Source organism: Devosia sp., assembly GCF_030689745.1.
GTDB classification, from domain to species: Bacteria; Pseudomonadota; Alphaproteobacteria; order Rhizobiales; family Devosiaceae; genus Devosia; species Devosia alba.
The window spans coordinates 1-21,727 of the sequence record NZ_JAUYGL010000072.1 but is presented as its reverse complement, the minus strand read 5'-3'; the positions used below and the strand labels follow the sequence as shown (position 1 = coordinate 21,727).

General features: G+C 62.8%; 21 protein-coding genes. 11 read left to right on the top strand and 10 right to left on the bottom strand.

The annotated features are described in order from the left end of the window. Nucleotides 1–18: 18 nt before the first annotated feature. On the bottom strand, nucleotides 19–825 hold the full coding sequence (locus Q8O80_RS06215) for a DeoR/GlpR family DNA-binding transcription regulator (RefSeq protein ID WP_305578047.1): 807 nt from the start codon (nucleotides 823–825) through the stop codon (nucleotides 19–21). On the opposite strand from Q8O80_RS06215, the gene Q8O80_RS06210 reads away from it, so the two are divergent. The 3 genes from Q8O80_RS06210 to rhaI all read left to right on the top strand — a co-directional run bounded on the left by Q8O80_RS06210 (nucleotide 794) and on the right by rhaI (nucleotide 4,409). Beyond that, nucleotides 794–937 (top strand): hypothetical protein, encoded by a 144-nt coding sequence (locus tag Q8O80_RS06210; protein WP_305578061.1) that lies wholly within the window; start codon nucleotides 794–796, stop codon nucleotides 935–937. The two genes, Q8O80_RS06215 and Q8O80_RS06210, sit on opposite strands and share 32 nt — an antisense overlap. 72 nt (nucleotides 938–1,009) lie before the next feature. Then, a complete protein-coding gene (locus tag Q8O80_RS06205) occupies nucleotides 1,010–3,109 on the top strand; it encodes a bifunctional rhamnulose-1-phosphate aldolase/short-chain dehydrogenase (RefSeq protein WP_305578045.1) in 2,100 nt (699 codons plus the stop codon). A gap of 10 nt (nucleotides 3,110–3,119) precedes the next feature. Continuing rightward, complete coding sequence (gene rhaI / locus Q8O80_RS06200; RefSeq protein WP_305578043.1) at nucleotides 3,120–4,409, top strand: L-rhamnose catabolism isomerase; 1,290 nt, start codon at nucleotides 3,120–3,122, stop codon at nucleotides 4,407–4,409. Nucleotides 4,410–4,540: 131 nt separating this feature from the next. On the opposite strand, the gene Q8O80_RS06195 is transcribed toward rhaI, so the two are convergent. Then, nucleotides 4,541–6,037, bottom strand: coding sequence for a CoA-acylating methylmalonate-semialdehyde dehydrogenase (locus Q8O80_RS06195; RefSeq protein ID WP_305578041.1), 1,497 nt, complete (start codon nucleotides 6,035–6,037; stop codon nucleotides 4,541–4,543). A gap of 249 nt (nucleotides 6,038–6,286) precedes the next feature. On the opposite strand from Q8O80_RS06195, the gene Q8O80_RS06190 reads away from it, so the two are divergent. Beyond that, nucleotides 6,287–7,162, top strand: a complete 876-nt coding sequence (locus Q8O80_RS06190; RefSeq protein WP_305578039.1) for a LysR family transcriptional regulator — start codon at nucleotides 6,287–6,289, stop codon at nucleotides 7,160–7,162. On the opposite strand, the gene Q8O80_RS06185 is transcribed toward Q8O80_RS06190, so the two are convergent. Then, on the bottom strand, nucleotides 7,159–8,058 hold the full coding sequence (locus Q8O80_RS06185) for a LysR substrate-binding domain-containing protein (protein ID WP_305578038.1): 900 nt from the start codon (nucleotides 8,056–8,058) through the stop codon (nucleotides 7,159–7,161). The two genes, Q8O80_RS06190 and Q8O80_RS06185, sit on opposite strands and share 4 nt — an antisense overlap. Nucleotides 8,059–8,176: 118 nt before the next feature. Between Q8O80_RS06185 and Q8O80_RS06180 the strand changes: the two genes are divergently transcribed. Together Q8O80_RS06180 and ybaK are read left to right on the top strand one after the other, a co-directional pair. Continuing rightward, a complete protein-coding gene (locus tag Q8O80_RS06180) occupies nucleotides 8,177–8,374 on the top strand; it encodes a hypothetical protein (protein WP_305578036.1) in 198 nt (65 codons plus the stop codon). 51 nt (nucleotides 8,375–8,425) lie between these two features. Then, the gene (gene ybaK / locus Q8O80_RS06175) at nucleotides 8,426–8,899 is read left to right on the top strand and encodes a Cys-tRNA(Pro) deacylase (RefSeq protein ID WP_305578034.1); all 474 of its coding nucleotides are present in this window, start codon (nucleotides 8,426–8,428) and stop codon (nucleotides 8,897–8,899) included. 72 nt (nucleotides 8,900–8,971) lie between these two features. On the opposite strand, the gene Q8O80_RS06170 is transcribed toward ybaK, so the two are convergent. The 4 genes from Q8O80_RS06170 to Q8O80_RS06155 all read right to left on the bottom strand — a co-directional run bounded on the left by Q8O80_RS06170 (nucleotide 8,972) and on the right by Q8O80_RS06155 (nucleotide 12,261). Further along, nucleotides 8,972–9,118: a DUF1127 domain-containing protein gene (locus Q8O80_RS06170; RefSeq protein ID WP_305578032.1), complete on the bottom strand. Its 147-nt coding sequence runs from the start codon at nucleotides 9,116–9,118 to the stop codon at nucleotides 8,972–8,974. 251 nt (nucleotides 9,119–9,369) lie between these two features. Then, a complete protein-coding gene (gene cydX / locus Q8O80_RS06165) occupies nucleotides 9,370–9,498 on the bottom strand; it encodes a cytochrome bd-I oxidase subunit CydX (RefSeq protein ID WP_305578030.1) in 129 nt (42 codons plus the stop codon). A gap of 10 nt (nucleotides 9,499–9,508) precedes the next feature. Further along, nucleotides 9,509–10,657, bottom strand: a complete 1,149-nt coding sequence (gene cydB, locus Q8O80_RS06160) for a cytochrome d ubiquinol oxidase subunit II (protein WP_305578028.1) — start codon at nucleotides 10,655–10,657, stop codon at nucleotides 9,509–9,511. Further along, on the bottom strand, nucleotides 10,654–12,261 hold the full coding sequence (locus Q8O80_RS06155) for a cytochrome ubiquinol oxidase subunit I (protein WP_305578026.1): 1,608 nt from the start codon (nucleotides 12,259–12,261) through the stop codon (nucleotides 10,654–10,656). Before Q8O80_RS06155 ends, cydB begins: the two co-directional genes overlap by 4 nt. A 127-nt stretch (nucleotides 12,262–12,388) precedes the next feature. Between Q8O80_RS06155 and cydD the strand changes: the two genes are divergently transcribed. The 5 genes from cydD (at nucleotide 12,389) to Q8O80_RS06130 (ending at nucleotide 18,783) form a co-directional block, all read left to right on the top strand. Further along, nucleotides 12,389–14,173: a thiol reductant ABC exporter subunit CydD gene (cydD, locus tag Q8O80_RS06150; RefSeq protein ID WP_305578024.1), complete on the top strand. Its 1,785-nt coding sequence runs from the start codon at nucleotides 12,389–12,391 to the stop codon at nucleotides 14,171–14,173. Next, nucleotides 14,170–15,852, top strand: a complete 1,683-nt coding sequence (gene cydC, locus Q8O80_RS06145; RefSeq protein WP_305578022.1) for a thiol reductant ABC exporter subunit CydC — start codon at nucleotides 14,170–14,172, stop codon at nucleotides 15,850–15,852. The genes cydD and cydC overlap by 4 nt, the downstream gene beginning before the upstream one ends. A gap of 69 nt (nucleotides 15,853–15,921) precedes the next feature. After that, nucleotides 15,922–18,174 carry a heavy metal translocating P-type ATPase gene (locus Q8O80_RS06140; RefSeq protein ID WP_305578019.1) on the top strand — a complete coding sequence of 751 codons (2,253 nt, stop codon included), beginning with the start codon at nucleotides 15,922–15,924 and terminating at the stop codon, nucleotides 18,172–18,174. Beyond that, nucleotides 18,171–18,581, top strand: coding sequence for a Cu(I)-responsive transcriptional regulator (cueR, locus tag Q8O80_RS06135; protein WP_305578017.1), 411 nt, complete (start codon nucleotides 18,171–18,173; stop codon nucleotides 18,579–18,581). Before Q8O80_RS06140 ends, cueR begins: the two co-directional genes overlap by 4 nt. A gap of 1 nt (nucleotide 18,582) precedes the next feature. Beyond that, nucleotides 18,583–18,783, top strand: coding sequence for a heavy-metal-associated domain-containing protein (locus Q8O80_RS06130; protein ID WP_305578015.1), 201 nt, complete (start codon nucleotides 18,583–18,585; stop codon nucleotides 18,781–18,783). 208 nt (nucleotides 18,784–18,991) lie between these two features. On the opposite strand, the gene Q8O80_RS06125 is transcribed toward Q8O80_RS06130, so the two are convergent. From Q8O80_RS06125 to Q8O80_RS06115, 3 genes are all read right to left on the bottom strand, one after another. Beyond that, nucleotides 18,992–19,939, bottom strand: coding sequence for a substrate-binding domain-containing protein (locus Q8O80_RS06125; protein WP_305578012.1), 948 nt, complete (start codon nucleotides 19,937–19,939; stop codon nucleotides 18,992–18,994). A 66-nt stretch (nucleotides 19,940–20,005) separates the two neighbouring features. Next, a complete protein-coding gene (locus tag Q8O80_RS06120; protein ID WP_305578009.1) occupies nucleotides 20,006–21,025 on the bottom strand; it encodes an ABC transporter permease in 1,020 nt (339 codons plus the stop codon). Then, nucleotides 21,006–21,727: ATP-binding cassette domain-containing protein (locus tag Q8O80_RS06115; RefSeq protein WP_305578006.1), on the bottom strand; the 722-nt coding region annotated here is incomplete at its 5' end. The genes Q8O80_RS06115 and Q8O80_RS06120, both read right to left, overlap by 20 nt.

Genomic DNA, 21,727 nt, shown 5'->3' with positions numbered 1-21,727 from the left:
ATGGTCTTGTGATTGATCTCAGGCGACGCTGGCTTGCGGGTCGGCCTGAGCAGTCGTTTCCGCCACGATCAGCCGCACGCCTGCCGTTTCCAGCATTTGTCGGTCTTCGTCGCGGATACCGGCGTCGGTAACGACGGCGGCTATTCGGTCGAGGCCACACAGGATGAGGCTCGATCTGCCCGAAAACTTGGATGAGTCCGCCAGCACGATGAGTTCATCGGCCTGCCCGATCAGGCCGAGCTCGGACTGGACGACCATGGGATCGGCCTCCATCAATCCGTGCGCGCCGATACCCTGGCAGCCAATGAACATGCGTTTGGCGTAAAAATGGGAGGCCACCACGCCGCCGAACGGCGAGAGGATGACGTTCTGCTCGCGATAGACCGTACCGCCGGGAATGACGACCGAATTGCGCGAGTTGTGAATGAGATATTCGGCAATGGCGAAGCTGTTGGTGAACACCGACAGCCGACGCGAGGTCAGGTGATGGACCATCTGATAGGTGGTCGTGCCGCCATTGATAATGATCGGCTCGCCATCATTGCACAGCTCGGACGCGGCCCGGGCGATGGCACGCTTCTGCTCGATATGGAGGGTTTGGTTGACCGAGAAGGGCCGCCCCATCAGGGCGCTTTGTTCGGGTGGGTTGATCGCCTCGGCGCCACCGCGCACGCGCCGTACGTCGCCACGCAGATCGAGCGCGGCAATATCGCGGCGAATGGTGGCCTCGGACGATCCGGTGACCTCACAGATATCAGCCACCGTCACGACGGAACGCGTCTGGACAGCTGCTATGATCACTCTGTGGCGCTCTGTTTCGTGCAAGGCTGCTATCTCCCTGACGCAGTTCTTCCCATCGATTTCAATCACTGTCAATCATCAAGCCGTCAACTTCGAAAAATACCGGGCAATGATGCTTGGTAATGATCGTTTCTGATTGACAGGCCTGAGTGATCGTGGCCATGTCCGCTCAACCCTTGATAACCGCTTACCCTCTGGGAGGAGTCTCATGTCCACTTCCGCGCCCAAGCGCCTCGCCAACCTCTGGGACGACGCCAAGGCCGCTGCAATGAGCGAGCCCGAACGCCTGGTTTACCGCTCCAATCTGCTGGGCAGCGACAAGCGCGTCACCAATTATGGTGGCGGCAACACCTCCTCCAAGATCATGCAAAAAGACCCGCTGACCGGCGAAACCGTCGAAGTGCTGTGGGTCAAGGGCTCGGGCGGCGACAGCGCCTCGATCAAGCTCGATGGTTTCTCGACGCTCTATATGGACAAGCTGCGGGCGCTGAAGGGTCTGTATCGCGGCGTCGAATTTGAAGACGAGATGGTGGGCTATTTGCCCCATGCCACCTTCAATCTGAATCCGCGCGCCGCCTCGATCGACACGCCGCTGCATGCCTATGTGAACCACCCCTATGTGGACCATATGCACCCCGACGCGATCATCGCCATCGCGGCCAGCCAGAATTCCAGGGAACTGACCCGGCAGATCTTCGGCGATACCATTGGCTGGCTGCCGTGGAAGAAGCCCGGCTTTGAGCTGGGCCTGTGGCTGGGCAAGTTCTGCGAAGAGAACCCCGAAGCCAAGGGCGTTGTTCTGGAGTCGCACGGCCTGTTCACCTGGGGCGATACGCCAAAGGAATGCTACGAGACCACCATTGCCATCATCAATCAGGCCATCGCCTGGTTCGAGACAGAGACCGAGGGCAAGACCATTTTCGGCGGCGAAGCGGTTGCTGCGCTGCCTGCAGAACAGCGCCGCGCCATTGCCGCCAAGCTGATGCCGAAAATTCGCGGCCTGATCTCGGAAGACAGCCACAAGCTGGGCCATTTCGATGACAGTGCGGCTGTGCTCGAATTCGTCAACTCCAAGGATTTGCGGCCGCTGGCTGCGCTGGGCACCTCCTGCCCCGATCATTTCCTGCGCACCAAGATCCGCCCGCTGGTGATCGAGTTTGATCCTACCAATCCAGACGTCGATGCCGTGGTTGCCAAGATTCCGGAAGACATTGCCGCCTACCGCGTCGACTACCAAGCCTATTACGACCGCTGCAAACACGACAATTCGCCTGCCGTGCGCGACCCCAATGCCGTGGTCTATCTGATGCCGGGCGTCGGCATGTTCACCTTCGCCAAGGACAAGGCGACGGCCCGCATTTCAGGCGAGTTCTATGTCAACGCCATCAATGTGATGCGCGGCGCCTCCATCGTCTCCACCTATGTCGGCCTGCCCGAGCAGGAAGCCTTCGATATCGAATACTGGCTGCTCGAAGAGGCCAAGCTCGCCCGCATGCCGAAGCCGAAAGCGCTGGCCGGCAAGATTGCTTTGGTCACCGGCGGCGCTGGCGGCATCGGCAAGGCCACCGCGGTCCGGCTGCTGCGCGAAGGCGCCTGCGTGGTGCTCGCCGATATCGACGAGACGGCTTTGGCCAGTGCCACCGAGGAGCTCTCGGGCGTCTTCGGCAAGGACTTCGTTCGCCCGGTCATCGTCAATGTCACCAGAGAAGAGGCCGTCATTGCCGGCTTTGCCCATGCGGTGGTCGAATTCGGTGGCCTTGATATTCTGGTCTCCAATGCGGGCCTGGCTTCTTCGGCCCCGATCGAGGAAACCACGCTGGAGCTGTGGAACAAGAACATGGATATCCTGTCCACGGGCTATTTCCTGGTCTCCCGCGAAGCCTTCCGCCTGTTCCGTGCGCAAAAGATCGGCGGCAATGTCGTCTTCGTTGCGTCCAAGAATGGCCTGGCCGCCTCGCCCAATGCCAGCGCCTATTGCACTGCCAAGGCCGCCGAGATCCATCTGGCACGGTGCCTGGCGCTCGAAGGCGCCGGCGAGCAGATCCGCGTCAATGTGGTCAATCCCGACGCCGTGCTGCGCGGCTCCAAGATCTGGGCCGGCGAATGGCTCGAACAGCGCGCCTCGACCTACAAGACCGACAAGGATGGCCTTGAGGAAATGTATCGCGAGCGCTCGCTGCTCAAGCGCTCGGTTTTTCCCGAGGACATTGCCGAAGCCATCTACTTCTTTGCTTCGGACGCCTCGGCCAAATCGACCGGCAACATCATCAATGTCGACGCGGGCAATGCCCAGTCGTTTACGCGGTAAGGATCAAGCGATGACCGAACACATCATCGACGCCTCCGTCGTCGAGGCGGAAAACGCCAAGCGCATTGCCGATCTCAATGTCGATTATGACACGTTGGGCGAGCGCCTTGACCGGCGCGGCGTCGATATCGACGCCATCAAGGGCAAGGTCGCCGGCTTCAACGTCGCCGTCCCCTCCTGGGGTGTCGGCACCGGCGGCACCCGCTTTGCCCGCTTTCCGGGCCTGGGCGAGCCCCGCGACATCTTCGACAAGATCGAAGACTGCGCCGTCATCGCCCAGCTGACCCAGGCGACCAATACGGTCTCGCTGCATATCCCGTGGGACAAGGCCGATCCCAACCGCCTCAAGCAGGCCGCCAGCCGGTTCAGCCTCGGCTTTGACGCGATGAATTCCAATACCTTCTCGGATGCGCGCGGCCAGCTGCAGAGCTACAAGTTCGGCTCGCTCAGCCATGCCGATGCCGGCACCCGCCATCAGGCCATCGAGCACAATATCGAGTGCATCGAGATCGGCCAGACGCTGGGCAGCAAGGCCCTCACCGTCTGGATCGGCGACGGCTCCAACTTCCCCGGCCAGGTCAATTTCGCCGACCAGTTCGGCCACTACCTCGACTCGATGAAGGCGGTCTATGCCGCCCTGCCCGCTGACTGGCGCATCTATACCGAACACAAGATGTACGAGCCGGCCTTCTACTCGACGGTCGTGCAGGACTGGGGCACCAATTACCTCATCGCCAAGGAACTGGGCGACAAGGCCTTTTGCCTGGTCGATCTCGGCCACCATGCGCCCAACGTCAATATCGAGATGATCGTTTCCCGGCTCGCGCAGTTCGGCAAGCTGGGGGGCTTTCACTTCAACGACAGCAAATATGGCGACGATGACCTCGACGCCGGCGCCATCGACCCCTATCGCCTGTTCCTCGTCTTCAACGAGCTGGTCGATATCGAAGGCAAGGACGAGAACTTCCATCCCGCCCACATGCTCGACCAGTCGCACAATGTCACCGACCCCATCGAGTCGCTGATGCTGTCGGCCTCCGACGTGCAGCGCGCCTATGCCCAGGCGCTGCTGGTCGACCGCAAGGATCTCGCCGCAGCGCAGCAGGGCAATGATGCCCTCGCCGCCACCCAGGCTTTGCGCCAGGCCTATCGCACCGATGTCGAACCGATTCTGGCCATGGCCCGCTTCGACAATGGCGGCGCCATCGATCTGCTCGGCACCTATCGCGCCTCGGGCTATCGCGCCAAGGTCGCAGCCGTGCGGCCGGCCATCGAAGCGGGATCAAGCGGCATCGTCTAGGTTTTCCAACGCTCCTCCCAGCGACGGAACAGGGCCCGGCGCGCGATCGCCGGGCCTTTCTGCTTCTTGTGACATTGCGCTTTTCGGTGGCTTCCTTCTCCCTCAAGGGGAGAAGGCAAGCACAGGCATCCCTACTTCATGGTCGGGAACTGGAATTCGGCGCCGTCCTTGATGCCGCTGGGCCAGCGGGCGGTCACGGTCTTGGTCCGGGTCCAGAACTTGATCGAGTCGGTGCCATACTGGTTGAGGTCGCCGAAGGCACTGGCCTTCCAGCCGCCGAAGCTGTGATAGGCCACCGGCACCGGGACGGGAACATTGATCCCCACCATGCCGACATTGACCCGGGCGGCAAAATCGCGCGCCGTGTCGCCATCGCGCGTGAAGATCGCAGTGCCATTGCCATAGGGATTGTCCATGGTCAGCTTGAGCGCGTCCTCATAGGTGCTGGCGCGGACCACGCTGAGCACAGGCCCGAAGATCTCTTCCTTATAGATGTCCATCTCGGCGGTGACGTTGTCGAACAGGCTCGGCCCGACAAAATAGCCCTTCTCATAGCCCTGCAGGGTCAAGCCACGACCATCAACGACCAGGGTCGCGCCCTGGGCAATGCCGCTCTCGACCAAGGCGGCGATGCGATCCTTGGAGGCCTGGGTGATGACCGGGCCCATCTCGCTGGCCAGATCGGTCGCGGGGCCAATCTTGAGCCTGTCGATGCGTGGCTTGAGCGCAGCGATGATCTTGTCGGCGGTTTCCTCACCCACCGGCACGGCCACCGAGACGGCCATGCAGCGCTCGCCGGCGGCGCCATAGCCCGCGCCGATCAGCGCGTCGGCAGCCTTTTCCATATCGGCGTCGGGCATGATGATCATGTGGTTCTTGGCGCCGCCAAAGGCCTGCACGCGCTTGCCGTGGGCGGCCGCAGTTGCATAGACGTAGCGGGCAATCGGGGTGGAACCGACAAAGCTGACGGCGCCGATCTGGTCGTGCTGCAGAATGCCGTCGACCACTGACTTGCCGCCATGAACGACATTGAGAATGCCCTTGGGCAGGCCAGCCTCGATCGCCAGCCGCGCCAGCCTGACCGGCACGGACGGGTCGCGCTCGGAGGGCTTGAGAATAAAGGCATTGCCTGCGGCGATGGCCGGCGAGAGCATCCAGAGCGGGATCATGGCGGGGAAGTTGAACGGGGTGATGCCCGCGCCGATGCCGATTGGCTGGCGCATGGAATACATATCGATCCCCGGCCCGGCCCCGTCGGTGAACTCGCCCTTGAGCAAATGCGGCGCACCGGCGGCAAATTCGGACACTTCCAGGCCGCGCAGGATATCGCCCCTGGCATCGTCCACGGTCTTGCCGTGCTCGGCGCTGAGCAGTTCGGCCAGCTCCTGCATGTCGCGATTGATCAGCGCCACAAAGTTGAAGAAGACGCGGGCCCGGCGCTGCGGGTTGGTGGCAGCCCATTGGGGTTGCGCGGCAGCGGCCGAGGCGACTGCGGCATCGAGATCAGCCTGGGTGGCCAGGGCGACGCGAGCCTGCCCCTCGCCCGTCGCCGGATTGAACACATCCTGGAATTCGGCGCCGTTGCCGGTGGTTTCGACGCCGTCGATGAAATGGCCGATGGTGCGCATAACAGTCTCCCTTGTTTGATCAAGGGTATGGCGCTATGTTTTGTGCATCGCAATGCGATAGATTTTGCATCCGTTGTGCGTATTTTGATGCTCGAGTGCTCAGTCGACACCCTCCCCCTTGCGGGGAGGGATCAAGGGAGGGGGCGGCCACCCCTGCTATCGGGGCTCTCGCACCCCCTCCCGACCTCCCCCGTCGAGGGGGAGGTGCCGCTCCACTCTTCCGGAAAATCGAGCCAGAAAGCCTAACCAATGAACTGGGACGACGTCCGCATCTTCCTCGCCGTGGCGCGCAATGGCCAGATCCTGGGCGCGGCGCGCAGCCTGGGGCTCAACCACGCCACCGTCGCCCGCCGGCTGACAGCGCTGGAACAGGCTCTCGGCAGCCGCCTCTTTACGCGCAAGACCAATGGCTCGGAGCTGTCGAGTGCGGGCGAGCGCTTTCTGGTCCATGCCGAACGCATGGAAAGCGCCATGCTGGCCGCCAGCGAGTCGGCAGGCGCCGACAGCGTCATTGACGGCACAGTGCGCGTGGGGGCGCCTGACGGGTTCGGCGTGGCCTTTCTGGCGCCCCGGCTGGGCGAACTGACCGAACGCCACAAGGGCCTGCGGATCGAGCTGGTCCCGATTTCCCGCGCCTTCTCCCTCTCGCGCCGCGAAGCCGATATTGCCGTCACGCTGGAGCGACCGCGCGAGGGGCGGCTGGTGGCGCGCAAGCTGACCGATTATCGGCTCGGGCTCTATGCCGCGCAAAGCTATCTCAGTGCACGGGGTACACCGGCAGATCTGCCCGCGTTGGCCGACCACCAGCTGATTGGCTATGTGGACGATCTGATCTTCACCGCCTCGCTCGACTACACTGCCGAATTTTTCAAGGGCTGGCGCTCCTCGCTCGCCATATCCTCGGCCATGGGACAGACCGAGGCGGTACGGGCCGGCGCCGGCATCGGCATTCTGCACGCCTTCATGGCGCAGCGTGATCCAGATCTGGTGGCGATCCTGCCCGCGCACACGCTGACCCGCAGCTACTGGACCGTGGTGCATGAGGATTTGCGATCCATCCGCCGGGTGGCGCTGGTGGCCGAATTTCTTGCCGAGATCGTGGACCGCGAGAGGGCGATCTTCTAGCTCTGCTCCAAAGCCCGCAATGGCGCCGTGGCGTCAATGATCCAGTCGCGGAAGGCCTTGATCCTGGTCCAGTTGCGGCGGCTTTCGGGATAGACGAAATAATAGTGATGCCCGACCCAACCGACCAGGTCGAAGGGCTGGGCCAGCAGCCCGGCCGCCACTTCCTCGGCGTAGAACAGTGGCGTCAGCATGGCCACGCCGCTGCCGGCAATGGTGGCGCGGGATTCCAGATATTGCGAACCGAGGCCGATAAAGGGCTTCTGCACCGCCGCTGCGGCCGGCACGCCGGCCATTTCCAGCCAGGCGGGCAGCCAGGGGTCTTCGGGAGAGATCTGCGGCACGCGCAGCAGGTCGGCCGGCTCGCGGATGTCATAGCGCTCGATCAGGCTGGGCTTGAGCATGGGGGCGAACTCCACCTTGGCCAGCGGATGGCCGATCAGCCCCGGCGGGATATGGCCGGTGGCCCTTATGCCGGCGTCGAACTCCTCCTGGGTGAAGTCGACCAGCACATTGCTGGTATCGATCTTGACCGCAATATCGGGGTGGCCGAGCTGGAACTGGCCGATCTGGCTGGCGAGCCAGCCGGTGGCAAAGGTATTGGTCACCGTCAGCGACAACATGCCCTCGGCCCGCTCGCCGGTCTCGGCAAAGCTGGCGCGCAGCAGGTCAAAGGCCCGGCTGACCTCGGGCGCCAGCCGGGCGCCGACCTCGCTCAGCGCAATCTGGCGCGGGCGGCGCAGGAACAGCGGCGTGCCGACACGCTCCTCGAGAATGCGGATCTGATAACTCACCGCAGCTTGGGTCATGCCCAGTTCGGCGGCGGCCCTGGTAAAGCTCAGATGCCGGGCCACGGCCTCGAAGGCGCGTACCGCAGTGAGGGGCGGCAGTGCGCTCATGGATCAAATCTCCTTATGCCCACCTCCTGAGCTTTAGTTGGAAAATCCCCGTTTTTCCAGCCATTTTGTGATGACCATATAGCCAACAGGAGGCATCCACATAAGGATGTTCATGGCCATGATCACATTGTCAAAGCCAGTCCACAGGCGCCGTTCGCCTCTGCTTGCCACCCTCTCGGCCCGGCTGGGCCAGTTGGGTCGGCATGTCGCGGCACGGCGCCGCCGCCAGGCCACCATCGACCTGATCCATGCTTCACCCCATCTGCTGGCCGATATCGGCGCGACGGAAAACCATGTGAGCGAGCGCCGCCCCTAGGACGTATCGGGCCTCTTGCGCTGAGGCGCGTGGCTTTACTAGAACTAGCCCATGTCCAAAACCACGCCCGCCACGCTTGCGCTCACCAAAGCCGGTATCAGCTTTGCCACCGCCACTTATGACTACGACCCTGACGCCGACCGTGTCGGGTTGCAGGCGGCCGAGGCCATGGGCGTGTCGCCGTCCATCGTGCTCAAGACGCTGATGGCCGAGGTGGACGGCAAGCCCGTCTGTGTCGTGGTGCCCTCGGATGAAGAAGTGAACATGAAAAAGCTCGCCGCCGCCTTTGGCGGCAAGTCAGCGCATATGATGAAGCCGGCGGATGCCGAGCGGCTGACCGGCTACAAGGTGGGGGGGATCAGCCCGTTCGGGCAGAAAAAGCTGGTGCCCACGGTGGTCGAGGAATTGGCGACGCTGGAAGACGAGGTCTTCCTCAATGGCGGGCAGCGTGGCCTGCAGCTGCGCATGACGCCCGACGATCTGGTTCGGGCACTGGGCGGCAGGGCCGCTGACCTCATTCGCTAAAACCGAATCGCGGACAGACAAAAGGCGCCCGATCGGACGCCTTCATCTCAAGTCTAAATTCGGCAGGCTCGATTAACGAGCGTAGTTGCCGCGAGCGATGTTCTTGATGTCGCCCTTGGTGATGCCCAGATCGGTGAGCTGGCGGTTGTCGAGAGCGTTGAGCTCGCGGACGGTGCGCTGATACTGAGCAAACTGAGCGATTTTCTGGCGGATGTTCATTTTCGGTTCCCCTTCGTTTCGATGACCAATATCTATAGTCAGCCGGTCGTGATTAGAAGATGGTCTTTGTGCACATCCGTTATGCACTGCGTGCACGATCAATAGGCAATTGCGTCATCCAGCTTGTGTCGACGCGCGACCCCTGCGCTGGCAACTCCCCGTCAAACACCTGATATACAACAAAAAACGGGCACCGCTGCTGCGGCGCCCGTTGCAAGACTTTGGTAACCAGTATTTGGCCGGTTATGCGCTCACCGCTTACGTGGGGCGGCTTTCTGCTCAACCACCTGCCGGTCGTCGCGCATTTCAAACCACATGGCGTTGAGAATGGCGAAGCTGCAGGCCAGTCCCACGCCGAGAATCCAAGAGAAATACCACATGTCAGGCCTCCTAATAGGCGTTGGGGTTCTTTTCGAGCGACTGCGTCGTCACCGTGCCGCGCATGACCCGGAACACCCAGGCGGTGTAGACCACAACGAGGGGGAGAAATATCAGCGTGGCCAGCAGCATGATGAACAGGGTCAGATGGCTCGATGAAGCATCCCACAGGGTCAGGCTGGAGTCGGGCACCACCGAGGATGGCAACAGGAACGGGAACAGCGAGAGGCCGGCCGTGGCGATAATGCCGAAGATGGCCAGGCTTGAGGCCAGCAGGGTTGGCAGGTGGAGCCGCGCCTGCAGACCCAGGACACCCCCGACCAGGCCGAGGAAGCCCAATACCGGCGCGATGATCATCCAGGGATAGAGAGCGTAATTGCTCACCCAGCCGCCAGGCACCAGTTCGACAGTCTTGCCGAGCGGGTTGATGGCACCATTGGTATCGACGACGCTGGTGATGACATAGCCATCCATGCCGAAGGCCACCCAGAGACCGCCCAGTGCGAACAGGACGGTGGTAGCCAGGCCGGCCCAGGTGCCATAGGTGCGGGCGCGATCCGCCAGGATACCGGAGGTGCGACCCGCAATGACGGCAGCGCCCTGCAGTACAATCATGCCCAGGCTCACCAGACCACTCAGCAGGGCGAAGGGCATCAACAGCTGGAAGAAATTGCCGGAATAGAAGGTGCGCAAGGTATCATCGAGATAGAACGGCGCGCCCAGCAGGACGTTGCCCACGGCCACTCCGAAGATCAGTGAAGGGACAAAACCACCGATAAACAGCGCCCAATCCCAGGTTGAGCGCCAACGTGGGTCGGTCACCTTGCCGCGGAACTTGAAGCCGACCGGGCGCAGGATCAGCGCCAGCAGGATCACGATCATCGCCAGATAGAAGCCCGAGAAGCTGACGGCATAGAGCGGCGGGAAGGCCGCGAAGATGGCGCCACCGCCCAGCACCAGCCAGACCTGATTGCCTTCCCAGGTCGGGCCGACAACGTTGATCAGAACGCGCCGTTCGGCATCGGTGCGGGCGACAAAGGGCAGCAGAGCCCCTACCCCAAGGTCACGGCCGCCCATGACGGCAAAGCCGATCAGCAAAATGCCCAGCAGTGCCCACCAGATGAGGCGCAGTGTTTCGTAGTCGAGCGGAATTGAGCTCATGATCTCACATCCTTCATGGCTGGCGTTGCGGGCTGGGGAGCGACGACAAAGTCGGCGTCCTCGTGCTCATCAGTCGCGGCGAACAAATGGTCCTTCGGTCCGGCCTTGATGATCTTGACCATCAACATGACCATGATGACCAGCAGCGCGGTGTAGAGCGCCACAAAGAAGGTCAGCGAGATCACCAGGTCCCAGAACTGCAGGCCGGAAGCGGCGTAGAAAGTGGGCAGAACGCCTTCCACCACCCAGGGCTGTCGGCCGTACTCAGCAATGATCCAGCCAAGTTCGATCGCCACCCAGGGCAGTGGCAGCGTGGCCACGGCGATCCACAACATCGGCCGATTGGTGTCGAGCCAGCCACGCGAAGCGCGGTAGAACCAGACGCCGAAATAGGCGATGAAGAAGAAGCCGATGCCCACCATCAGGCGGAAGCTCCAGAACAGCGGCCACACATCAGGCACGGTATCGAGTGCGGCCATGGCGATTTCCTCGCCGGTGGCGTTCTCGACATCCTCGCGATACTTCTTGAGCAGCAGGGCATAGCCCAGATCGGCCCAGCTCTCGTCAAACACTGCGCGGGCCGCTGTATTGCTGGCGTCGGCACGGATTTCCTGCAGCGCCTTGTAGGCGACCAACCCAGACTGAATGCGGGTGGCAGCGTGTTCGGTCAACTCGGTAATGCCGGGCAGGTCCCGATCAAGCGAACGGGTGGTGATGAGACCAAGAACCCAGGGCAATTGCACCTGGAACGCCGGTTCTCCGGGGACGTCGCTGGGAATGGCGAACAGCGTCAGCGCGGCGGGCGCTGGCTCGGTGTGATACATAGCTTCCATGGCAGCGATCTTCATCTGCTGATGTTCGGTCGCGACATAGCCGCTCTCGTCACCGAGGACGACCACAGACAGTGCCGATGCCAGACCGAAGCTGGCGGCCACGACCATGGAGCGCTTGGCCAGTTCGATATGCCTGCCCTGGAGCAGGAACAGCGCGGAAATGGAGAAGATGAACACGGCACCCAGCACGTAGCCGGCGCTGACCGTGTGCACGAATTTGGCCTGCGCCACCGGATTGAAGATCACGGCCACGAAGTCGGTGACTTCCATGCGCATGGTGTCGGGATTGAATTTGGAGCCCACCGGATTTTGCATCCAGCCGTTGGCGACCAGGATCCACAGCGCCGACAGATTGGCGCCCAGCGCCACCAGCCAGGTCACCGCCAGGTGGCCCACCTTGCTCAACCGGTCCCAACCAAAGAAGAAGAGGCCGATAAACGTGGCTTCAAGGAAAAACGCCATCAGCCCTTCAATGGCCAGTGGGGCGCCGAACACGTCACCCACGTAATGGCTGTAATAGCTCCAGTTCATGCCGAACTGGAATTCCATGACGACGCCAGTGGCAACGCCCATGGCGAAGTTGACGCCAAACAGCGTGCCCCAGAACAGGGTCGCCTTGCGCCAGATGTCGCGTCCGGTCATGACATAGGTGCTCTCCATGATAGCCATCATGAATGAGAGGCCCAGTGTCAGGGGCACGAAGATAAAGTGATACATGGCGGTGGCGGCAAATTGCCACCGCGACAGTTCGACGACGGTCATGTCGATCATGGTGTTTGATGCCTCTAGGCTGGTTGGCTCACCGACTCGCGGTCCTTGGGGACTATCGTCCGAAGATTATCGGCGGCGCATTGACCCAGATCAATGTGCCAGTGAATGCAGAAATTAGAGTGTGCCCATGTCCAATAGTTCTGCCCGCCGGGCCGCGCCCACCCCACCTCCTCCGGTGCATTCTGCAAAAGACACGGAGCGCGAGAACGCCAGGACACTGTCGGGCCTGCGCCGCCTCGGCGGTCCATGGCTGTGGTTGGCTATGGGTGCACCACTGCTGGGGGGAATCCTGCTGGTCGCTCAGGCGTGGACGCTGGCCGCCATTGTGGGCGAGGTCATTCAACAGGGCGCTGATATCAACGCACTGACGCCGGCCATCGCTCTCGTCCTGATCCTCCTGCTGGCCCGCGCCGCACTGGCTGCCATTGGTGATCGAGCGGGAACGGCAGCCTCTGAGGCCATCAAGTCGAGCGTGCGCCAAATGCTGTTCGCCCAATTGCTGGCGCGCTCGCCACGTGCTGCCCGGCAGCCACCTTCAGGCGCTGCCTCGTCGGCCATCATCGACCAGGTCGAGGCCCTGGACGGGTTCTTCGCCCGCTATATGCCGGCCATGGTGCAGGCGGGATTTCTGCCGCTGGCGTTTGGCGCCTTCATTCTGCCGCTCGATTGGCTGGCGGGCCTGCTGTTTCTGGTCACCGCGCCGCTCATCCCGGTGTTCATGGCGCTGGTGGGCTGGGGTGCGCAGCATGCCAGCGACCGGCAGGCCCGCGCGCTTTCGCTGCTCAATGGCCGCTTCGCCGACCGGTTGCGCGGCCTGACCACGCTCAAACTGTTTGGTCAGGCGGAAGCCGAGATCGCCGGCATTGTGGCGGCGAGCGACGAGCTTCGCCACCGGACGCTGCGCGTATTGCGGATCGCCTTTCTATCCTCGGCCGTGCTGGAGTTCTTTGCAGCGCTCGGGGTGGCCGGCATTGCGCTCTATGTCGGTTTGACCTTCATTGACTTCCTGCATTTGCGCAGCACGCCGCTGACGCTGGAACTGGGCCTGTTCCTGCTGCTGATGGCCCCTGAAGTCTACAATCCCCTGCGCCTGCTGGCCGCCCATTATCATGACCGTGCGGCGGCAAAGGCGGCCATTGGCGAGATCGAAACCCAGCTTGGCCACATGCCCACCGATCTTGTCTCACTCGCCCCTGCTGCCCCATCGGGAAACGCCGGCGCGCTCGGACTAACCCTGAGCAATTTCACCCTGCGCACGCCCGACCACGCCAGGGTCATCCTGAACAATGCCAGTCTCAACATCGCTGCGGGCGACACTGTCGCCATTGTCGGCCAAAGCGGCATCGGCAAATCGAGCCTGCTCGAAACCATCGTCCGTCTGCGCACCCATGAGGGTCAGATTATCCTGGGAGAGCAGGCGCTGGCCGACTGGCCCGAAGCCGATCTGCGCCAGGGGGTGGCCATGCTGGGACAGAAACCGCGAATCTTCGCCGGCAGCATAGCCGACAATATCGCACTGGCGTGCCCCGATGCGTCTGCGGCCGAGATCCGCAGTGCTGCCGAGCGCGCCCAGGTTACCGGCTTTGCCGATAGCCTGCCCGAGGGACTGGACACGGTGCTGGGCGAGGGCGGGCTGGGTCTGTCGGGTGGCCAGGCGCAGCGCATCGCGCTGGCCCGGATTTTTCTGCGCGATCCCGGCATGATCCTGCTTGATGAGCCAACGGCCCATCTCGATGCCGCCCTCGAACAGGTGGTGCTCGATACCCTGCTGGCTTTCGCCCGTGGCCGCACCCTGATCATTGCCACCCATTCGCTGGCCGTGGCGGCGCGCATGGGTCACGCCTATCGCATCGCTGGCGAGAGCCTGTTGGCGACCCCGGTCCGCGCCAGCTCATCACGGAGCGTGGCATGAACGCGCTCCTCGCCTTCCGCAGTCTGTTTGCGCGTCAGGCCAAAGGCCTGCTGATCGCCTTGCTGCTGTCGCTGGTTACCCTGACGGCCGGGGTTGCCCTGTTGGGCACGTCGGGATGGTTCATCACCGCCACCGCGCTGACCACAGCAGGACTGGCGTTCAACCTGTTTGTTCCCTCTTCCCTGGTGCGCGGCTTTTCCTTTATCCGTATTCTGGCGCGCTATGGCGAAAGGCTGAGCGGGCATGATGCGACCTTGCGGCTGCTCACCGATATTCGGGGATGGCTGTTCAAGCGGCTGTTTCCGCGCCTGCCGCTCAATGATCGCAGTTTGCGCCACGGCGATCTCGTCAGCCGGCTAACGGCCGATGTCGATGCGCTCGATACTGCCTTTCTGGTGGCCATCGGCCCGATCGCGGCCGCTGCGGTTATCGGCATTGCGCTCACCACGATACTGACCTGGATGTTGCCTGCAGCCGCTCTGGTCTATGGCGTGAGCTTCGGCATGGCGGTGCTGCTGGTGCCTGCCGGTCTGGTGCTGGCCAGCCGGCGTGTCGGCACCGACATTGTTACCCGGGCCGCCGCCGCCCGCGCGGCTGTGCTCGACGGCATTGAGGGCCATGCCGACCTGACGCTGTTTGGCGCATTGGGCAGGACGCAGACTGGTTTCCAGTCGCTTGCTGAACGATTGGCCCGGGCGCGGGGGCGCCTCGCCACCCTCGCCGCCTTCGCCGCCTTTGGCGTGCAGGCCCTGGCGGCCCTGGCCTTGACCGGATCCCTGTGGCTCGGCCTGCGGGCCTATGCCAATGGGCAGATCGATGGTCCGGTGCTGGTCGGGCTGCTGCTGGCCATTCTGGGCAGCTTTGAGGCGAGCAGCGTCATTGTGCGCAGCGTCGCCAAACTGACCACCGCCATGGCCGCAGCCGAACGCCTCAACGCCATCGCCAATGCGCCTATCAGCGTTGCCGACCCGATCAATCCCGTCGACCTGCCAGCCCGCCTGCCTATTGCCATTACCGACCTCAACTTCGCCTATGACGGCGGCGCGCCGGTGTTGCGCAAGCTCAATCTGGCCATTGCACCGGGCGAGCACATTGCCATTATCGGCGAGAGCGGCATCGGCAAGTCCAGCCTGCTCAATCTGCTACTGCGATTGGTGGAACCGCAATCGGGTCAGATCACGCTGGGCGGGGTGGCCCTGTCGGCGCTGGCGCAAGCCGATATCCATGCCAGCATGGCCCTGCTCAGCCAGGATAGCCCGCTGTTCAATGACACTATCCGCGCCAATCTGCTGATTGCCCAGCCAGCGGCAAGCGATGAGGCGTTGTGGGACGCGCTGGATGCCGCCGGCATTGGTGAATTCGTGCGCGCCCTGCCCCGCGGCCTCGATACCCTGGTCGGGGAAAGCGGCCGCACCGTCTCGGCCGGCCAGGGACGACGGCTGTGCCTGGCGCGGGTGCTGTTGAGCCGGGCGCCCATTGTGCTGCTGGATGAGCCGACCACAGGCCTCGACCGGCCCGCGGAGCTGGCCTTCTTTGACACGATGCGCAGCGCGGCGGTGGGTCGGACGGTGATACTGGTGACCCATGCCGCCTTTCCGCAGGGCACGGTTGACCGGGTTCTGAGCATGCGGGACGGCCGGTTGCACGCGATCGACACCCCAATAGCGCTGGAAAACTAACACCTCATCCAAGGCCCTTGACCTTACCATGATGGGAAGGTCTATATGGGTTGGGACGAGGTGATTGACATGAACGAACACGTCCACAACAAACCTATCAGCATCGATATTGACGGCATGACCTGCGCCTCCTGTGTGGCGCGGGTGGAGAAGGCGCTCAACAAGGTTCCCGGTGTCGAAAGCGCCAGCGTGAACTTTGCCACCGAGCGCGCCAGTGTGCGGATGGCCGAAACCGGCCAGGTCGCCGACTTGCTCGCTGCCGTTGAAAAGGCCGGCTATACCGGCCATGAAACGCCACAGGCCGGCGAGCATTCCGGCCACCAGCATCACGACGAAGACGCGGCCATCCTGCGGCGCGACGTCATTATCGCCGCCATTCCCACCCTGCCGTTGTTCGTGCTGGAAATGGGCGGGCATCTCTATATGCCCTTCCACATGTGGCTAACCAATCTGGTGCCCACACCGACTTTGCACATCTTCTACTTCGTGCTGGCCAGCTTCGTGCTGTTCGTACCGGGCTGGCGCTTCTTCAAGGTGGGTATTCCTGCCCTGCTGCGGGGCGCGCCCGAAATGAACTCGCTGGTCGCGCTGGGGTCGGGCGCTGCCTATCTCTATTCGGTCGTGGCAACTTTTGCGCCACAGGTGCTGCCGAGCCAGGCGCAATATGTCTATTACGAAGCGGCGGCCGTCATCATCACCCTGATCCTGGTGGGGCGCTGGCTTGAGGCCATTGCCAAGGGGCGCACCGGCAACGCCATTCAGCGGCTGGTGCGCGAGCAGGCCAAGACCGCGCGGGTGCAGCGTGATGGCCAGATCAGTGAGATCGCCATCGAGCAGGTGCAGGTCGGCGACATCATTCTGGTACGTCCGGGCGAGAAGGTGGCGGTGGATGGCGAGATCGTCGACGGCGCCAGCCATATCAATGAATCGATGATTTCGGGCGAACCCCTGCCGGTCTCCAAGACCGTCGGCGCCGAGGTGATTGGCGGCACGCTCAATACCTCGGGCAGCTTCAGTTTCCGGGCCACCAAGGTGGGCGGCGATACCATGCTGGCGCAGATCATCCGCATGGTCGAGGAAGCCCAGGGCGGCAAGCTGCCCATTCAGGGCGTGGTTGACCAGATCACCGCCTGGTTCGTGCCGGCGGTGATTGTGATGGCCATCCTGACCTTCGCGGTCTGGGCTGTCTGGGGCCCCTCGCCCGGCTATGTGTTCGGACTGGTCAATGCCGTGGCTGTGCTGATCATCGCCTGCCCCTGTGCCATGGGGCTGGCAACGCCAACCTCGATCATGGTGGGCACCGGGCGGGCTGCCGAAATGGGCGTGTTGTTCCGCAAGAGCGAAGCGCTGCAGCGGTTGCGCGACGTGGCCGTGGTGGCGCTCGACAAGACCGGCACCCTGACCGAAGGCAAGCCGGCACTGACCGACATCATCCTCGATGACGATTTCGACCATGACGAGGTGCTGGCGCTGGTCGCGGCCGTCGAGGCCAAATCCGAGCATCCGATTGCGGCGGCCATTGTCACCGCTGCGGAAAAGGCCGGGCTGACGCTGGGCACTGTCACCGATTTCGCCGCCGATGCCGGCAATGGCGTCAGTGCCCGGGTTGATGGCCGGCTGGTGTCCATCGGCTCACAGCGCCATCTGGGTCACCTGGATTTTTCCGACTTCACGGCCGCCATCGAAGAGTTTGCCGACCAGGGCAAGACGCCGGTATTTGCCGCCATTGGCGACAAGCTCGCTGCCGCCATTGTGGTGGCCGACACCATCAAACCCACCAGCAGAGCGGTGATCGATGCACTGCACGGGCTGGGCCTGAAAGTGGCGATGATCTCGGGCGACAATCGCCGCACGGCTGAAGCCATTGCCCGGCAATTGGGCATTGATGAGGTGCGGGCCGAGGTGCTGCCGGCCGACAAGGTCGACACCATCAAGGCGCTGCGCCAGTTCGGCACCGTGGCCTTTGTCGGCGACGGGATCAATGACGCGCCGGCGCTGGCCGAGGCCGATATCGGCATTGCCGTGGGCACGGGCACCGATGCGGCCATTGAGAGCGCCGATGTGGTGCTGCTGGGCGGCGACCTTAAAGGCGTACTCGATGCCCTGGTGATCAGCCGGGCGACGATGAAGAACATCTGGGAAAACCTATTCTGGGCGTTCGGCTACAATGTGCTGCTCATTCCGGTGGCTGCCGGCGTGCTCTACCCGGCCTTTGGAATCCTGCTGTCGCCCATGTTGGGCGCGGGGGCCATGGCGATGTCGTCGATCCTGGTGGTCAGCAATGCGCAGCGCCTGCGCGGGGTGAAGGCGGTGACGCTATGAATATCGGGGAAGCCTCCAGCGCCACCGGCGTTTCGGCCAAGATGATCCGCTATTACGAAACCATTGGCCTCATTCGTCCGCCGCAACGCACCGACAGCAATTATCGGGTCTATGGCGCCGACGAGGTGCATGTCCTCCGCTTCATCAAACGGGCCCGCACGCTGGGCTTTTCGGTGGATGAAACCGCAATGCTGCTCAGCCTGTGGCAGGACAAATCCCGTGCCAGCGGCGAGGTCAAGGACGTTGCGGTCAGCCACATTGCGGCGCTCGAAACCAAGATCGACGAGCTGCAATCCATGGTGAAGACCCTCAAGCATCTGGCCCATTGCTGCAGCGGCAATGATCGCCCCGACTGCCCGATCCTGGACGATCTGGCGGGCGAACAACCCCTTTCGAAAGGACACTGACATGACTGACAAGACGATTTTCGCCGTCAACGACATGACCTGCGGCCACTGTGTCGGCACCGTGCGCAAGGCGCTGGAAGAGGCGCTGCCGGGGGCTGACATCGCCATTGATCTCGAAACGCACAAGGTCGAGTTCACCGGAGATCGGAAGACGGGCGAGCAGGCGATCCGCGAGGCGGGATATACGCCAGAAGCGGCTTAGCGATTTCCCAATCGACACCCTCCCCCTTGCGGGGAGGGATCAAGGGAGGGGGGCGGCTGACCCAGATATTCGGGCTCTCGCACCCCCACCCATCCTCCCCCGTAAAGGGGGAGGTGCTGCTCCGAGTTTGGGAAAGACATCGCTTCCGTCCAAAAAAACAGAGGGCGCCATGGGCGCCCTCTGCATGTCCGTTCTGGAGTTTGGGAGGTCAGAACGGGCTGTCCGGGAAGTAGAACTGCTCGGCGTTTTCCTGGGTGATCAGCGGCGAGCCGAGAATGTAGCTGCCGGTGACCGGACCGTTGGAGACGAAGTGATTCACCGTCACGTCCATGGCGGTGGCGATCTGGGCGGGCGGATACAGCACGTCCACCGGCACCAGTGGATCGCCATCCATCACGCCCTTGACGATTTCCTTCATCCCCGCGCCGCCGACCACGAACATCTCGCTCTCGCGGCCCGCCTGCTTGATGGCCTCGACCACGCCGAGGGTGATGTCATCATCCTGGGCCCAGACGCCGTCAATGTCGGGGAAGCGACTGAGGAAGTCCTGCATCACTTCGAAGCCGTCATCACGGTTCCAGTTGGCGAACTTGTTGTCGAGCACATTGATGCCCGAGCCCTCGATCTTGCCCATGAAGGCGTCGAAGCGTTCGGTGTCGAGCACGGTGGGGATACCGCGCAGGATGACGATATTGTCGCCATCGCCGAGGCGGGTCATCATGTATTCGGCCGAGACTTCACCCATTTCGGTGTTGTTGCCCGAGACATAGACGTCCTGGATGGACGGGTCGGTCAGGCCACGGTCGACCACGGTGATGAAGGCACCGGTTTCGGCAACGGCACGGACGGGCTCGGTCAGCGGCTCGGATTCAAACGGCAGCACCACGAGGGCGTCGATCTGATGCACCGAGACCAGATCTTCGAGATCGCTGGCCTGATCGGCCGGGCCGTCGGCGGTCACGATGATGATGTCGATATTGGGATTGGCGGCTTCGAGGCGCTTTTCGGCTTCAGCAGCGTGCCAGTTCAGGCCACCCATGAAGCCGTGCGTGGCGGCCGGAATGGAGACGCCGATCTTGATCTGATCCTGCGCGAACGCCGCGCCGGCCAGTGCGCTGGTGGCCAACAGGCCCAGTGCGATTGACTTCAAAGACATAGCTTAGTTCTCCCTGTGTTCTGGCGCGCTGATGGCGCCGGTTCTCCCGCCCGTTTCGGGCTCGGATTATTCGGCCTTCTTGCGTGCAGTGCGGAGCGAGCCGCGCTGCAGATAGACTGCCGCCACGATGATCACGCCCTGCACTGCCCCGTTGAGGTAGTTGGAGATGATCTCGGTGAGATTGAGAATGTTGCCGATCGCGGTCAGGATCAGCGCGCCGATCACCGTGCCGCCGACCCGGCCAAAGCCGCCCTTGAGCATGGTGCCACCGATGATCACCGCGGCTATGGCTTCGAGCTCCCAGAGCACGCCGGTGGCCGACGAGGCCGAACCCAGGCGCGGCACATAGATGATGGTGGCCAGCGAGACGCACAGGCCCTGCAGGATATAGGTGGCGGTCTTGACCCGATCGACCTTGATCGCCGAATAGCGCGCCACGTGCTCATTGGAGCCGATGGCCATGCAGTGGCGGCCAAAGGCAGTGCGGTTCATCAGCACCCAGCCAATGATGGCCACGAAGATGAAGACCCAGACCGGAATGGGGATGCGCAGGAAGCTGTCATAGTAGACCGGGCGGTAGATATCGCGCGCCCCGGTGGCCAGCGACAGCGTACCACCATCGGCGAAATAGGTGACCAGCGAACGATAGATGCCCATGGTGCCCAGCGTCACGATGAAGGCCTCGATCTTGGCCTTGGTGGTCAGAAAGCCATTGATGTAGCCGGCACCAATCCCCAGGATCAGCGAACAGCCAATGCCCAGCAGCACGGTCCAGATCGAGGCGCCCAGCATATCCACGGCGGTGTTCATGACGATGATCATGACCCCGGCAATGAAGGCAGCCATGGAGCCCACCGACAGATCGATGCCGCCGGCGGTGATGACGAAAGTGCCCCCCACCGCGATGATGCCGATAAAGGCCGAGCGGGTCAGGATATTGGTGATATTGCCTTCGTTGAGAAAGGCTGGATTGAGGCTGTAGCCCAGGATCACCAGCAGGATCAGCGCCAGCAGCGGCCCCAATGTCTTGAGGTCGATCTTAAAGCTTCTGCCTGGCTTTGCCGCCTCATGCGCTGATGCGCTCATCGTCCCCATCCTGCTTGATGCCTGCGGCGTACCGCATGATTTCTGCTTCGGTAATTTCGGCGCCCTCGAGCGTGCCGGCCAGGCGCCCCTCACGCATCACCAGCACGCGATGGCTGAGGCCGATCACCTCCTGCATCTCCGAGGAGATCAGGATGATCGATTTGCCCTCGGCTGCCAGCGCCGCGATGATGTGGTAGATTTGTTGCTTGGTGCCCACATCAATGCCGCGCGTCGGCTCATCCATGATGATGATCTCGGGCTCGGCCTCCATGGTCTTGCCCAGCATCAGCTTTTGCTGATTGCCACCCGACAGCTGGCCGACCTTGACCGATGCGTCGCGGGCCCGAATGTCGAAGCGGCGCACGGCACGCTCCAGCGCCCTGGCTTCGCTCTTGCCATCGAGAAAGCCATGCTTGAGATGCTTACTGAGCGTCAGCAGCGTCAGATTGGGTTCGAGGCCGACATCGAGCAACAGGCCACGACCCTTGCGGTCCTTGGTCATATAGGCGAGGCCCGCCGCGACCGACTGCGCCACTTCGGTGAAGTTCTGCGGCGTGCCGTTGACCTCAATGGCGCCCTGCTCGCGCGGGTTGAGCCCGACGACGGCTTCGGCGACCGCAGTGCGGCCCGACCCGATCAGCCCGGCAAAGCCAAGACTTTCGCCGCGCCGCAGCTCAAACGAGAAATTCTTGACGCCCGGCG